A 14,343-nucleotide genomic window follows, 5' to 3' on the forward strand; every position below is an offset into this window, starting at 1 on the left:
CTACTCAATGCGATACCCCTTTCCCCATACGGTCTTGATCAACTTGGGTTCCTGGGGATCGGTTTCCGTTTTTTTTCTCAGATTGCGGATATGGACCATCACGGTATTGTTGCAGCTGTAAAAGTAAGGCTCTTCCCATACGCTTTCGTACAGATTTTGCGCGGAAAAGATTTTGCGTTGGTTTTGAGCCATCAGCAGCAGGATTTGATATTCGATATCCGTCAGCACGATGTCTTTGCCGTCTACCGTGACTTCGTGCGAATCCGTATTGATCGTCAACTCGCGGATATGGATCAGGTTTGAAGGTGCCGACGCTTTTTCTTTGCCCCGGTATACATAATATCGCCGAAGCAGCGCTTTGACCCGGTAGACCAACTCCGTATAGGAAAAAGGCTTGGACATATAATCGTCGCTTCCGACGGAAAAAGCCATATACTTATCCGAATCCTGCGTTTTGGCGGTCAGGAATAGGATCGGGGCGCTCGTTTTTTCGCGAATATCGATACAGGCCTTGAAGCCGGATTTGACGGGCATCATAATATCGAGAATGATCAGGTCGATCCGGTCCGTGACCTTGTTTACCGCATCCTCGCCGTCTACGGCTTCTATGACTTCGTAGTTTTCGCTTTCCAATAACACGCGAACGATTTCTCGGATCTCGCTGTTGTCGTCGGCAATCAAAATCGTTTTGGGATCGTTCATAGTGGTTCCTCCATGCGTACACGCTCTAGTTCTGTCTTGTTCATTCTACCTTGTTTGTCGGCCGAATCTGAACACCACTTAAGAATTATTAAGAATTGGCATTGGCGGTTCTTAAGGTTGCTTCGATAACTTTCTAAGGTGTGTATTCGATAACGGAACAAGAGAGGATCGAACATGGAAATGAATAGAATCGGCAAAGCGTTTAAGCGGAAATGGATTTGGGTTCTGCTTCTGTTTCTGGCTATCGCGGCATGGTGGATCTGGTCTTCGATGTTGAGCGCCAGAAGCACGGAAGCACAAGGTTTGGAAAGCTTGCAAACCACGTCGCTTGAAAAAGGGGAAATTACTCGTACGTTGCTGGTCTCGGGCAGCGTGCGCAGTCAAAATAGCCGTAACATCTATGCACCTTCTTCGCTGAAATTGACAGAAGTGCTGGTTAAGGAGGGCGATGTGGTAAAGGCTGGACAAAAACTGGCTACCCTCGCCACGGCGGATCTGGTTTTGGATATCAAATCGGCTGAATTGAACTTGCAGAACTCCAAAGAATCGCTCAAAAGCGCAGGCACGGACAACAAGAACGCGATCGCAACCGCCAAAGGCAGTGTGGATTCGGCTGCGCTCGACGTACAGACCGCGCAGCGCCAATACGACGATACCAAGGCGCAAGCGGAGAAAAATCCGGGTACGGCGGTACTGTCGGCCCAGGCCGACGTGAAAACCGCCGAGCGTCAACTGGCGATTACCCGAGGTCAGGCAGAAGCAACGGCAGGCAGCGCTTTGCTGTCTTCCAAAAAGGATCTCGAAGTGGCGCAGCGTCAATACGATACCCTGCTTGCCCAGGATCAAGGACAATCCGGCACAACGGTAGTTTCGGCCAAAAAAGAGCTGGATATCGCCCAGCGTCAATACGAGGCGCTGGCATCTCAGGCAAAAGGCAACACCGGAAACACCGTTTTATCCGCAAAAAAAGACTTGGAAGTGTCGCAGCGAGCCTATGATCAACTGGTCGCGCAAGGCAACTTCACACCCTCGGTACAATCCGCCAAAAAAGACCTGGAGATCGCGGAGCGTGCTTACCGAGAATCGCAGCTCCCTATAGAAAGCACGCCGACCGTCAAAACGGCAAAAGCGGAATTAACGTCGGCAACCAACAAATACGCGCAATTGCAAAAAGGAAAACCGCTGAGCGAGCAATCCGCATTGAACAGGTACAATAGCGCGGTCGATGCTTTGAATCAAGCGCAAAGCGGTGCGAACAGCCAGGTGAATCAGGCAACGATCGCGTGGCAAAATGCAGACCGGGAGTCCAAAGCCGCCGCGGCTGCTTATGAGGCGAGCAAAACCGCCGAGCTGCCGGCAGGCGATCCAACGCTGAAAAGCGCAGCGGATCAGGCCAATGCGAATTTCAGCGAGAAGCAAGCAGCGCTGACGGCGGCCAACCAAGCGCAGCAGGATAGTATAAAGTCGGCTCAAGACAACGTGAATAGTTCGAATCTGGATTACCGGCAGTCCGTGGAAAGCTCGGCAGACGCTTTGGAACAGGCCAAGCAGGCCGTGGACCGTGCGCAAATCAGCTATGATTCGGCACTGAAAAGCGCTACCGATGCAAAAATAAACGCAAAAGATACATGGGACAAAGCCAAGCAAGCTTTTGACAGTGTCTGGAACAGCTCCGGAGATGCGCTGACCAATGCCGCAGACGCGCTGGAGAAAAGCAAACAAGCGTATGACGTAGCGCTTAAAGGAGCATCCGAGTCACTGGTCAATGCTCAGGACAGTTTGGACAAAGCCAAGCAAGCGTACGACAATGCGGTCAGCAGCTCCAAAGAGTCTTTGACGGCAGCCCGCGATACGTTGGACAAAGCCAAACAAGCGTATCAAAATGCAGGAAACACAGCGAATGAGGCTCTTGCCGCAGCACAGGAATCGCTCGAAAAATCCAAACTGGGCTATGAGAGCGCCTTGAAAAACCAAAGCGAAGCGTTTGCGACGGCAGCAACGGCACTTGAACGCGCCCAAAATAGTTACGAGAGTGCGCAGCTAAACCAGCAAATAGCCGAATCCAAAACGGACGATGCCGCACAGCTCAGCATTGAACTGCAACAGGTCAGCCTGGATAAATTGCAGAAGCAGCTTGCGGATACCGTCATTACAGCACCGATCGCCGGAACGGTAACGTTTAAAAACGCGACGGTGGATCAATATGCCGCGGGGCTGATGTTCACGATCGAAGATGCTTCGAAACTGACGGTATCGGCGGCGATCGGCGAAGCGGATATCGGCTCCATGCAGGTCGGACAACCAGCCTTGGTACAAACGGACGGCACAGGCGAAGAAGAGTTCACAGGCAAACTGTCTTACGTGGGGGCGTCGGCGGTAAAGAATGCCGCTGCCGGAGATTCGGCAACAGCGGCGGCAGCGGTCAATACCAGCGTGCAATTTGCAGCCAACGTGGACATCGACAAGGCAGACCCGCGTATTCGCGTCGGCATGAATGCACGGTTGACGATTGTACTGGATCAGAAGAAAGACGTATTCTCTGTCCCGTTGGACGCCGTAACGTCAGGAGATAGTGGAGACATCGTCTACGTGCTGCAAAAAGGTCAACTCCGGGAACTTCCCGTTACGCTGGGCATTCAGAACGATATCAGTGTCGAGATTCAGTCTCCTCAGCTTTCGCCAGGGATGACCGTTGTCTCGGCTGCACAGGAGGCAAACGGCCTGCTTATGGCTTCACCCGAACTCAAAGGGGAGGCTGCCTCGAATGATTGAGATCCGCAATGTGGTCAAGCGCTATTTTGCAGGAACACCCAATGAAATTACGGTACTTGACGGGATCGATCTGCATATTGCTTCGGGAGAATTCGTTGCGATTGTCGGGCAATCCGGCTCGGGCAAATCGACGCTAATGAATATTATCGGGGCGCTGGATCAGCCGAGCAGCGGGGAATATGAGCTGGGCGGCACGCCGATCCAGCGAATGAATCGGGATGAACTCGCGCAGATTCGCAATCAGAAGATTGGCTTCGTATTTCAATCGTTCAATCTGATCCCGCGCAACAGTGCTTTGAAAAATGTCGAGCTGCCCATGGTGTATGCGGGCATCAAGCCGGCCGAACGCCGCCGTCGCGCCGAGGAATTGCTGGCCATGATGGGGATGGAAGAACGGATGGACCACCAACCGAATGAGCTTTCCGGGGGCCAAAAGCAGCGGGTCGCCATAGCGCGTGCGCTGGCTAACAATCCCGATATTATTTTGGCCGACGAACCGACAGGCGCTTTGGATTCCAAAACAGGCAATCTGGTCATGGAAATCTTTCTGCGCATTCACCGGGAAGAGAAGAAGACCATTTTGTTCATCACGCACTCGACGGAACTGGCAGAGCTATGTCCGCGCGTCGTTACCGTGAAAGACGGACGGATCGTTTCGGACAAGGCAGGGTCGAACAGGGGAGGTTCCATTTCATGATCGAAAATCTTCTGCTTTCCCTGGAAAGTCTGCGTGCCAACAAAATGCGTTCGTTTCTTACCATGCTCGGCATCATTATCGGGATTTCGTCCGTTATTGCCGTGATCTCCGTAGGGAATGCCATGACCTCCTCGGTCACGAACCAATTCGCGGAGTTCGGCATCAATAACGTCACGGTAGGCATGCAAATGCGGGCGGAGGAAGCAAGCGGGCAGTTCGATACGGCAACTGCGAAAGTTCCCAAAGACTCGGACCGTATCTCCAACGAGCAGCTCGATACCTTAGTCAGCCGATTTCCCGAGATCGAGACCCTTTCCTTATCCGAAGACGCGGGGCGGGGGAAAGCCAAGCTTGCGCGTAAATACAGCAATGTCTCGATCACCGGCGTTAACGTAGGCTATGCCAAAGTCAATAAGGTCAAAATGGCGGAGGGGCGCAATATTAGCGAAGCGGACATCAAAGGAATGCGCAATGTTATCGTGATATCCGATCGCGCGGCTGACGCGCTTTACGGATCGAACACGGCGGCGATCGGCAACAATATGATCATCTACACCGACAAAGCCATTAAGCAGTTCACGGTCATCGGCGTCTACACGTATACCCAGCCGTCCGGCATGGGAGCTATGGCATCCGACAAAGACCTGGAAACGAGCAGTTATATCCCGGTCAGCACGGCCAAAAAAGATTCGCAGTACAAGGGCTTTACTTCGTTAACCGTCGTTCCCCGTACCGGTACGGATCTTAACGCGTTTACGGATAAGATCAGCGTCTACTTGAGCAAGCTGTACGAGAAAAACAAAGAATGGGAATCGTATGCCTACAATATGAAAAGCGAGCTGGAATCGACCAATTCGATGATGAAAACTTTATCGCTCGCGGTGGCGGCAGTGGCTGGCATTGCCTTGATCGTCGGAGGAATCGGCGTTATGAATATCATGTTGGTTTCCGTAACGGAACGAACGCATGAGATCGGCGTACGCAAAGCATTGGGAGCCAAAGATGCCCATATTCGCACGCAATTCGTAGCGGAGGCGGTGGTCCTTTCGGTGACGGGGGGATTAATCGGAATTACGCTGGGTTTGATATTGGGCTTTACAGGTTCCAAGCTGATAGGCGCGGACTTCGTTTTGTCTCCCTACATCATTTTGGGAACCGTGTTGTTTTCGATGTTTATCGGCATTTTCTTCGGCTACTACCCGGCAAACAAAGCAGCGAAGTTGAATCCGATCGACGCTTTGCGCTACGAATGATGTTGCGGAAAAAGCAGCGAAACTCGTCCATCCGAATCCTTTTTGCCTAATGACTGGAATTTTAGTAGAATAAAAAGGGCTGATGGTCCGATGCGCCTTCGGCGGGCAACCCACAACAGACGGGAGCGGATAAGGATGAGCGAATTGATTATGCGTACGGCCGGTTCTGACGATATCGTGCAGTTGGCCGAGATGCGATACGATTACACGCTGGAGGATCATCCGGAGCTTGCGGTAACGGACGAGCAAAAGCGGGATTATACCGACGAGATGCACGAGTTTTTGGAAGAAGCGATCGGTTCGGAAAACTGGGTCGTCTGGGTAGCCGAATACGGCAGTGAGATCGTCGCCCATGCCTATCTGGAAATGATTCGCAAAGTTCCCCGGCCGGGCAAAGCCACCAAACCTTTTATCTACATGACCAATGTCTACACCCGTCCTCAGCATCGCGGGCTTGGTATAGGCAGTCGCTTGACACAGGTCATCGAACAATGGTCGCGCGAATTGGATCACGATTTTATCGTGGTCTGGCCTAGCGGACGCGGCGAAGACTTTTATTCCAAAAACGGGTATACGGCTTGCTCGGTCCCGATGGAGCTTAGACTTTCGGTCGAAAGCGGGCAAAAACGAAGTTCCGTGTCGTAACGCGAAAAAACCATGCAAGTCGAAATATCGAAAGTGCGCGGTCATGGCCGCGCGCTTTTTTTTCGGTTAAGCTGTATTCGGAAGGTGAGAAAAAGATGGAAAAGCTCGAAACGGCTTTCAACCAAGAAGCGATTCTTGCCGCAAAGTCGTACGGAATCGGCAGGCTAATGAAAGAAAATCCGATCAACGGCGGCACGACTTCAAATGCCAGACGATTGGATACGGAAAGCGGTCGTTACGTACTGCGCAAATTATCGGGCATCGTCCAAGCACGAAATGAGCAAAGCGTTTCTCAAGTCTTGAAAGGACTGAACGTTTGTCCGGAAATTATGACCGACGCAGCTGGATCGGGTTGGATAAGCGGTCCGGACGGATATTACAACGTGCAGCGGTGGATCGAACCTTTGCCGAATAGGCCGATGATACCGGATTACGCGGAACTCGGAGAAAAGGTGGGCCTGATGCACGCGGCACTGAGAGGAAAACGATTGGACGCGCAGACGGATCGGTTCGATTTGGAGCGAACATGGTCTTCTTTTTTGTCCAAGCAGGTGCGCACGGATATCGAATATAAGCCTTTGGTCCGGCGAATGATTCGCGATATAGAGGCTTGCCTGACCGAATCGGGCAGTTCGACGCCGTCCGTTCCGATCCACGGCGACTTGGGCGTTTGGAATGTGGTGTTCGGCTCGAACGGCGTTCGCATCATCGATTTCGGAGAGCTAAGGTACGGGCATCCGCTGTTTGATCTGGCCGCATTATTGGCCTCGACGCTGGATGTTTCGGACCGAAAGGCGGAAGATCGCCTGGCGGCCTGCATTCGTGCGTATCGTATCCATGCGGAAGACTTCGAACCGGACGCTTTGGCACGTCAGATTCGATTGTGGAACGTACGGGGAGCAGCCGCGATTTTAGATAAAAACGGGTTGAACGAAAAAACGGCCGGGTACGCGAACCGTGTCATGGATCAACATGAAGCGTTTGCGGGTTTGTTGAAAAATAAAGGAGGTTGATCCTATGAACGAAAATATCGGCGATCGTGCGGAGTATCAAATTCGCGATGAAATGGAAGGGGATGCGGGTCAATTGGTCGAGTTGTTTGTACAGCTCGGTTACCCGGCTTCGCAAGAAGAGTTGTCTTCGCGCTTAACCGCTTTGCGCGGCAGCGAAGATTATGCGGTACGCGTCGCGGAGCAAGACGGAAAATTGATCGGCATGATCGCTTTCCATCGCGAACGTGCGCTGCTTCAGCCGACGTGCGAAGTCCGCGTGATGGCGCTCGTCGTAGCGGAGCAAGAACGTGGAAGCGGGATCGGCAGCCGTTTGCTGGTCGAGGCGGAAGAATGGGCGAGGGAACAAAATGCTTCTTACATGCGTCTGAACAGCGGAATTAGAGAAGAACGAAGCAAGGCCCATGTTTTTTATATGAGTCACGACTATAATTCGGGCTCGATCGGCTTTTCCAAAAAACTGCTCACGGATCACGAACAGCAGAGTGCAAATAAAAATAATTCAAGCAAATCCGAATAAAAACCTTCGCACGGTCGTATAGATACGTACAAGATCGGTTATCGGAGCCTAAAAGCCCCCTGCCGGTTTTGCGAATTGTTCCGAAGACCCCAGACGCCTGTTTTATCGACACCCGATTTCGAGAGGAGAATGGAAAATGTTCCAACAAGGACCATTCGGCAGACAAGCAGAAGAAATTTTCGATCAAATGGCAAAAGCTTTCGGCGGCACGTTCGGCGAGGATTTTGCGGACAAGTTCCGGGAACGCGCTTTAACGTTCCGGACCGACATTTATGAACAAGACGGCAGGTACTATCTTGAAGCCGAGCTTCCCGGTTTCGACAAAGACGATATCGATATCGACTACACCGCTTCCTATCTCACGATTCGTGCGGTCCGTCGAGACGGCAAGCCGCAAGACGATACGCGCCGGGTCATCCTGAGCGAACGCCGCTACGGCGAATTCGTTCGCCGCTTCTATCTGGAAGACGCCGACCGCGAAGGCATCCGCGCCCTGCTCAAAGACGGCGTGCTCAAACTCGATATCCCGAAAAAAGACAGCCCAAGCAGCAAACGTATCCTGATCGAAAGCGAAGAATGATTTTCGCGAAAGAAAAAAGACACCGGTAACGGTGTCTCGGGTTGTCCTCGAAAGTTACGTAGGCGGGGAAGCGAGAAGACTCCGGCTACGTTGGCATTTCTCGACACGTTGAGACACCATGACGGTGTCTTTTTTCTTTTTTTGTGTTTATAAAACTAAACAGCCAAAGATCCTGTCTCGGTATAAAGAAGCGACAGCGGAGGGAGGAATTCAGTGAAAAACGCCTTTGAACGCGGAAAGCTGTAAGCTTTCTGCGTGAGACAGCGTTTTGAACGAATTTCTCCCTCAGCGCCCCAGCTTCCCTTAACGAACAGGATCTCCCCTCACCGTAATGTGGACTGGAATCGAACGACCGCTTCCGCCAGCGAGGTCCGGGCCTGGTTCAATTGGGCAGTCGTGGACGTTCTGGATAACGTCAGCGCGGACTTGTTGATCGTTTTGCGTAACTCGCCGAAAGACGAACTCGGATATTGTCCCGAACGGATGCCTTTCGGCGAATCGAGCAGCTTGCGCGCCTGCGTCAATTCATTGGACAGTTGGGCGCCTTCCGCAAGTTTGTCATAGGTCGTTTGCACATTGCGTTCGGCTGCTTCCACGGCCAGCAAACCGGACGTACCCGCCAAAAGGGATTCGAGACCGTTCGCTTGGGCACGGAAATCGCTCAACAGCTTTTGAACGTCCGCGTTATTCGTTTGTCCAGCTGCCAGTTGCTCGGCTTCTTGACGTTTGACGCCAAGCGCATTCAATTTTTCCGTCCGGTCGAAATTCATGCTATCGCGCAACACTGCCGCACCGTCGATATAATTGCGATATTCCTGCCTGAACTGCTGCAGCGTTGCCGTTTCGTCATAAGCGACGGACTGAGCCTGATCGATAACCGCGAACATCGTATCGGCGGCCGACTGCGGATACGTTCCGGGAGTCGTTCCGATCGAAGAATTCAGCATTCGGACCATTTGGAAAGTTTGTCGTTCAAGAAGGGAAGCGTCGCGAATGTATTCTTCGATATAAGCGGTAAGAGCAGAGTCGAGGGTAGCGGAGGCGCTGTTGAGTTTGGAAGTCGAAGTGGCCGGATCGAGCAGCAGGATGTAACATTGATCGGAAGCGGCTTTTACCGCCTGGTAGCGGGCGTTATCCGGATCGCTGTAAAAATCGCCGGCTGCCCAAGCACTCATCGCCAGCTTTTTGATCATCGCGACTTTTTCGGGCTTGTTCCAATCGATGCTTTGGGTTTGCAAAGCTTGAACGTCTATAGGATTGGCAGCTGCATATGTAGGAGAGTTAAATACGTTGCCGTAAAATGTTCCGCTGAACAGAATGCCACACGCCAAAGTCGCCATCGCGCATTTTTTCATGCTGGGTAATCGGTAAGTTTTCAAAAGAACTCCTCCTTGTGTCGATCATGGTGCAGGTCTGGGTGACGGATATTCTTATCGCGGTCAAAAAGTTAAGAAGTGAATTTTGTTCCCCATGTAATTAAACCAATGACTGAAAACGAAACGCCATTATGAAGAAAAAAACGGAAAATGTATGACCATATGGATGTTTTTGCGTCCATCTGGCATCTTTTTGTGCGGTTTTAAAAATGATTGCGAGATTTTGCGTCGAAAAATCGAATCGTTGCGTAATGAAGTAAAGGTGCACGTCTGTCTGGCTTCATATAAAATGAAAAGAAATAGGGGTAAAAAAAGAAAAGAAGATACGGGCTTTGCCCGGCCCATAAGGGGGAGGATGGCCATGCCGGACAAAAACCATTATGACGTACTCGGAGTAGACACGAAAGCCTCCCAGTCGGAAATCAAGAAAGCGTATCAAAAATTGGCAAAGCAGTGGCATCCCGATGTAAATAAAGCGGAGGGAGCCGAAGCCCGTTTCAAAGAAATCGCGGCGGCTTACGAGATTTTGGGCAACGAGGAAAAGCGCCAAGATTATGACGCTTCGCGCCGCCGCTCTACGTCCGGATTCGGAGGAGCCGCGCGCGATTCGCAAGAACCTGGATTCGGCAGCGGCGGAAGCAATTTCGACTGGATCAACGATCTTCAACACGAAGACATTTTCGATATGTTTTTCAACGAGCGGATGGGCGGCATGGGCGGGATTCCCGGCGGCTTCGGTTCGGCGACGGCCGATGCCGGTACGCGCCGCCCTACTCAATCTACATTGGAAGTCACGCTCGAGCAGGCTTACACGGGCCAAACGGTTCGGATCGAACTCGGCGGAAAAAAGATCGGACTCCGTTTGCCGGAGCGTTCGAGAAACGGACAGACCGTTCGCATGACCGGAAGCGGAAGCAACGGCCTCGCGCCCGGTGAAGAGCTATTGATCGTGCTCAAGATCGCGGAGCATGCCGTTTACTCGCTGGAGGAAGAGAATCTGATCGCGGCGCTTCGCGTCGCTCCCTGGCAGGCCGCACTCGGAGGACAGGCAAGAATTTTGCTGCCGGACGGAGCGGCGGTGAATCTGAATATTCCGCGTGGAATCGCCGCGCGGCGAAGGCTGCGTATTCCGCGCCGCGGCTTGAAAAAAGCCGACGGTACGTATGGCGACTTTTTTGCCGAGATCGAGATTGCGATTCCCGATCCGTCCACAGAAGAAGAAGAATTATACCGCCGCTTGGAAGCCTTATCAACGTTCAAACCGCAATTGGGCAAACGCAAACCTTAATTTTGCGTTCGTTGTAAAATAAAGCACGTTACGGAACACCTATGAAGAATACCGTCAGGACGATCGTCTGGAGGAGAGAAAGATGGATTTTAATCGGTTGACGCAAAAGCTGGAGGAAGCGATCACCGATGCGCAATCGCTTGCGGCGGCAAGCGGTCATCAGGAGATCGATACTCCGCATCTGCTTAAAGCCTTGCTGAATCAAAACGACGGCCTGCTGCCCAGATTGCTGAGCCGTTCGAATATTTCGCACGCAAACCTGGTTCGCAAAACGGATGAGCTGCTGCGTCGAAAAGCCCGCGTGGTCGGTGGCGTTCAGCCTTACTTTTCCGCCAATCTGCTTACCGTGTTTACGCAGGCGCAGCGCGAAGCGGAAAAAATGCGCGACGAATTTACGGCCGTGGAGCATGTGTTGCTGGCTTTCGATCAGGATAAGCGCGGAGGCGTACGCGAACTGCTGCGCGGCGAAGGCGTCACGCCAAACAAGCTGCTCGATGCGCTCAAAGAAATTCGGGGCAACCAGCGGGTAACCGGACGAGAGCCGGAAGCGACCTACGAAGCTTTGGAAAAATACGGCCGCGACCTCGTCTCGGACGTTCGCGCGGGCCGCATCGATCCGGTGATCGGGCGCGATGCCGAGATTCGGCGCGTTATTCGTATCCTTTCACGCAAAACCAAAAACAACCCGGTGCTGATCGGCGAACCCGGCGTCGGCAAGACGGCTATCGTCGAAGGGCTGGCGCACCGTATCGTACGTCGCGACGTGCCGGAAGGGCTGAAGGACAAAACAATCTTTTCGCTCGATATGAGTTCGCTCGTCGCAGGTGCCAAGTACCGGGGCGAGTTCGAAGAACGGCTTCAAGCGGTGCTGCGCGAGATCAAGGAAGCCGACGGGCGAATCATTTTGTTCATTGACGAAGTGCATACGATTGTCGGCGCGGGCAAGGCCGAAGGGGCCATGGACGCAGGCAATATGCTGAAGCCGATGCTGGCACGCGGCGAATTGCACTGCATCGGCGCCACGACATTGGACGAATACCGCGAGCATATCGAGAAAGACCCGGCGCTTGAGCGCAGATTCCAGCAGGTGCTGGTCGGCGAACCGGGAGTGGAAGATACCGTTTCGATTTTGCGGGGGCTGCGGGAACGTTTTGAAGTCCATCATGGGGTTAAAATTCACGATAGCGCGTTGGTTGCGGCCGGCGTGTTGTCGGATCGTTATATCACAGACCGCTTCCTGCCGGACAAAGCCATCGATCTGGTTGACGAAGCTTGCGCCATGATCCGGACCGAGATCGACTCCATGCCGGGAGAGATGGACGAAGTGACGCGCCGCATGATGCAGATGGAGATCGAAGAAGCCGCTTTGCGCAAAGAAACCGATCCTGCCAGTCTGCGGCGTCTTGAACATTTGCAGCGCGAGCTGGCGGATCTCAAAGAAAAGCATCTGGTCATGAAAGATCGTTGGGATCGGGAAAAGGCTTCGATCGAACGCGTGCGCGAGCTTCAGCGAAGTCTGGAGAAAGCGCGGAAGGATCTGGAGGACGCGCAGGAGGAATACGATCTCGACAAGTCGGCGGAACTCAGCTATGGCATTATTCCGGGGCTTGAGCGAGAACTGAAGCAGGCGGAAGAAGAAGCGCAGGGCAGCGGCGAGGAACGGATGCTGCGCGAAGCGGTGACGGAGGAAAAAATTTCGGATATCGTTTCGAAATGGACAGGAATCCCGGTCAGCCGTCTGGTCGAAGGAGAACGGGAAAAGCTGCTTCGCCTCGAAGACATTTTGCGCGAACGGGTAGTCGGACAAGATGAAGCGGTAAGTCTGGTGACGGATGCCGTGTTGCGTGCGCGTGCCGGAATCAAAGACCCTAATCGCCCGATCGGATCGTTTCTGTTTCTTGGTCCAACGGGAGTCGGCAAAACGGAGCTGGCCAAAACCCTTTCGGCGGCTCTTTTCGATCGCGAAGAAAATATGATTCGGATCGATATGTCCGAGTATATGGAAAAACACAGCGTGTCCCGTCTGATCGGCGCTCCTCCCGGCTATATCGGCTATGAAGAAGGCGGTCAGTTGACGGAAGCCGTAAGACGCCAGCCCTATTCGGTCATTCTGCTCGACGAAGTGGAAAAAGCACACCCGGACGTATTCAACATTTTGCTTCAACTCCTCGACGACGGACGCCTGACCGACTCGCGCGGACGTATCGTGAATTTCAAAAATACCATTGTCATCATGACTTCCAATATCGGCTCCGCATCTCTCACCGCAGAAGCCGTGGCGTCCGCGGGCGCCACGGCCAACGCCAAAGCTTCCGCAGGAATTTCGGAAACCGCACGCGAGCAGGTGATGCGCGAGCTGCGAAACCATTTCCGTCCGGAATTCCTGAACCGCGTCGACGACGTGGTGCTGTTCCAACCGCTCGGCCTGCCTGAAATCCAGCGTATCGTTTTCAAGCTCGCCGGCGAACTGCGCAACCGCTTGGCCGAACGCCGGATCGAACTGGAACTGACCGCCCGAGCCGCCGGCTTGATCGCCCAAGAAGGCTTCGATCCGATCTACGGCGCCAGACCGCTCAAACGCTTTATCCAGCGCACCTTAGAAACCCGCGTCGCCCGCGCACTGATCGCCGGAGAAGCGCAAGACGGCGATAAATTGCGGGTAGACGAGGCCGACGGAACCTTAACCGTAACGGTTCTGGCCAACGAAGAGACCTGAATCGAAACTTTTATTGATTCTATAAAAAGATCACGCAATAAAGGAGCACACGACGATGCAAGACAACCATTCTACCGATACCCGGCAAGCCAATATCCTTCAAGCCGCAGCCGCCCTCGCCAAAAGCGAACTGGAGCATGAAGGCAGCGGACACGACTGGTGGCATATTTACCGCGTGACCGAACTTGCCAAAAGGATCGCGGCTGCCGAACAGGCAAACCTGTTTATCTGCGAACTGGCCGCGCTGCTGCACGATCTGGCGGACGAGAAGCTGGTGGAAGACCCCGAAGCGGGTCTGAAGCGGACCGAGAGCTGGATGCTGGAAAACGCAGTGACGGCGGAAGAAACCGCGCATGTCATGGAGATCATCTCCACGCTGTCGTTCAAAGGCGGCGCAGGCAAACCGATGACGACGCTCGAAGGCGCAGTCGTTCAGGATGCGGACAGACTGGATGCGATCGGAGCGATCGGGATTGCCCGCACCTTCGTTTACTCCGGGAAAAAAGGCCGTCCGATGTACGATCCGAATATCCCGGTTCGCCAGGAGATGACGCCCGAAGAATACCGGAACGGCAAAGATACGGCGATCAACCATTTTTACGAAAAATTGCTCAAGCTCAAAGACCTGCTGAATACCGATTCCGGACGCCGTATTGCCAAGCAACGCCATGCCTTCATGGAAGAGTTTCTGGAACGGTTCGACCGTGAATGGAACGGCATCGACGGTCTGTGACTTTGATTACCGCTTGAATCGCCCCGTTCGTTTACCCTGAAGAAATATTTA

General features: G+C 53.2%; 12 protein-coding genes. 10 read left to right on the forward strand and 2 right to left on the reverse strand.

The window, feature by feature from the left end; translation table 11 throughout:
* Positions 1 to 702 carry a response regulator transcription factor gene (locus tag WKI47_RS00510; protein ID WP_340225226.1) on the reverse strand — a complete coding sequence of 234 codons (702 nt, stop codon included), beginning with the start codon at positions 700 to 702 and terminating at the stop codon, positions 1 to 3.
* A 174-nt stretch (positions 703 to 876) separates the two neighbouring features.
* Between WKI47_RS00510 and WKI47_RS00515 the strand changes: the two genes are divergently transcribed.
* The 7 genes from WKI47_RS00515 (at position 877) to WKI47_RS00545 (ending at position 8,179) form a co-directional block, all read left to right on the forward strand.
* On the forward strand, positions 877 to 3,474 hold the full coding sequence (locus WKI47_RS00515) for an HlyD family efflux transporter periplasmic adaptor subunit (RefSeq protein ID WP_340225227.1): 2,598 nt from the start codon (positions 877 to 879) through the stop codon (positions 3,472 to 3,474).
* Positions 3,467 to 4,171, forward strand: a complete 705-nt coding sequence (locus tag WKI47_RS00520; RefSeq protein ID WP_340225228.1) for an ABC transporter ATP-binding protein — start codon at positions 3,467 to 3,469, stop codon at positions 4,169 to 4,171. Before WKI47_RS00515 ends, WKI47_RS00520 begins: the two co-directional genes overlap by 8 nt.
* Positions 4,168 to 5,424, forward strand: a complete 1,257-nt coding sequence (locus WKI47_RS00525) for an ABC transporter permease (protein ID WP_340225229.1) — start codon at positions 4,168 to 4,170, stop codon at positions 5,422 to 5,424. The genes WKI47_RS00520 and WKI47_RS00525 overlap by 4 nt, the downstream gene beginning before the upstream one ends.
* Before the next feature lie 135 nt (positions 5,425 to 5,559).
* Positions 5,560 to 6,069, forward strand: coding sequence for a GNAT family N-acetyltransferase (locus WKI47_RS00530; RefSeq protein ID WP_340225230.1), 510 nt, complete (start codon positions 5,560 to 5,562; stop codon positions 6,067 to 6,069).
* A 95-nt stretch (positions 6,070 to 6,164) separates the two neighbouring features.
* A complete protein-coding gene (locus tag WKI47_RS00535) occupies positions 6,165 to 7,082 on the forward strand; it encodes a phosphotransferase enzyme family protein (RefSeq protein WP_340225231.1) in 918 nt (305 codons plus the stop codon).
* Between the two features lie 4 nt (positions 7,083 to 7,086).
* Entirely contained in the window at positions 7,087 to 7,599 is a 513-nt protein-coding gene (locus tag WKI47_RS00540) for a GNAT family N-acetyltransferase (protein WP_340225232.1), read from the forward strand.
* 136 nt (positions 7,600 to 7,735) lie between these two features.
* A complete protein-coding gene (locus tag WKI47_RS00545; RefSeq protein WP_340225233.1) occupies positions 7,736 to 8,179 on the forward strand; it encodes an Hsp20/alpha crystallin family protein in 444 nt (147 codons plus the stop codon).
* A 323-nt stretch (positions 8,180 to 8,502) separates the two neighbouring features.
* Here the strand turns inward: WKI47_RS00545 and WKI47_RS00550 are convergent, their stop codons facing one another.
* Positions 8,503 to 9,558: a hypothetical protein gene (locus tag WKI47_RS00550; RefSeq protein ID WP_340225234.1), complete on the reverse strand. Its 1,056-nt coding sequence runs from the start codon at positions 9,556 to 9,558 to the stop codon at positions 8,503 to 8,505.
* A 358-nt stretch (positions 9,559 to 9,916) separates the two neighbouring features.
* On the opposite strand from WKI47_RS00550, the gene WKI47_RS00555 reads away from it, so the two are divergent.
* The 3 genes from WKI47_RS00555 (at position 9,917) to WKI47_RS00565 (ending at position 14,292) form a co-directional block, all read left to right on the forward strand.
* A complete protein-coding gene (locus WKI47_RS00555) occupies positions 9,917 to 10,843 on the forward strand; it encodes a DnaJ domain-containing protein (RefSeq protein WP_340225235.1) in 927 nt (308 codons plus the stop codon).
* Positions 10,844 to 10,925: 82 nt separating this feature from the next.
* Positions 10,926 to 13,559: an ATP-dependent chaperone ClpB gene (clpB, locus tag WKI47_RS00560; protein ID WP_340225236.1), complete on the forward strand. Its 2,634-nt coding sequence runs from the start codon at positions 10,926 to 10,928 to the stop codon at positions 13,557 to 13,559.
* Between the two features lie 55 nt (positions 13,560 to 13,614).
* Positions 13,615 to 14,292 carry an HD domain-containing protein gene (locus WKI47_RS00565; protein ID WP_340225237.1) on the forward strand — a complete coding sequence of 226 codons (678 nt, stop codon included), beginning with the start codon at positions 13,615 to 13,617 and terminating at the stop codon, positions 14,290 to 14,292.
* The last annotated feature ends 51 nt before the right edge of the window (positions 14,293 to 14,343 follow it).

This window comes from Saccharibacillus sacchari (assembly GCF_037722395.1).
In the GTDB taxonomy this organism is placed as follows: domain Bacteria; phylum Bacillota; class Bacilli; order Paenibacillales; family Paenibacillaceae; genus Saccharibacillus; species Saccharibacillus sacchari_A.

Coding starts and splice junctions, on each gene's coding strand:
- WKI47_RS00510 (WP_340225226.1), bottom strand. CDS start 702: ATGAACGATCCCAAAACGATTTTGATTGCCGACGACAACAGCGAGATC.
- WKI47_RS00515 (WP_340225227.1), top strand. CDS start 877: ATGGAAATGAATAGAATCGGCAAAGCGTTTAAGCGGAAATGGATTTGG.
- WKI47_RS00520 (WP_340225228.1), top strand. CDS start 3,467: ATGATTGAGATCCGCAATGTGGTCAAGCGCTATTTTGCAGGAACACCC.
- WKI47_RS00525 (WP_340225229.1), top strand. CDS start 4,168: ATGATCGAAAATCTTCTGCTTTCCCTGGAAAGTCTGCGTGCCAACAAA.
- WKI47_RS00530 (WP_340225230.1), top strand. CDS start 5,560: ATGAGCGAATTGATTATGCGTACGGCCGGTTCTGACGATATCGTGCAG.
- WKI47_RS00535 (WP_340225231.1), top strand. CDS start 6,165: ATGGAAAAGCTCGAAACGGCTTTCAACCAAGAAGCGATTCTTGCCGCA.
- WKI47_RS00540 (WP_340225232.1), top strand. CDS start 7,087: ATGAACGAAAATATCGGCGATCGTGCGGAGTATCAAATTCGCGATGAA.
- WKI47_RS00545 (WP_340225233.1), top strand. CDS start 7,736: ATGTTCCAACAAGGACCATTCGGCAGACAAGCAGAAGAAATTTTCGAT.
- WKI47_RS00555 (WP_340225235.1), top strand. CDS start 9,917: ATGCCGGACAAAAACCATTATGACGTACTCGGAGTAGACACGAAAGCC.
- clpB (WP_340225236.1), top strand. CDS start 10,926: ATGGATTTTAATCGGTTGACGCAAAAGCTGGAGGAAGCGATCACCGAT.
- WKI47_RS00565 (WP_340225237.1), top strand. CDS start 13,615: ATGCAAGACAACCATTCTACCGATACCCGGCAAGCCAATATCCTTCAA.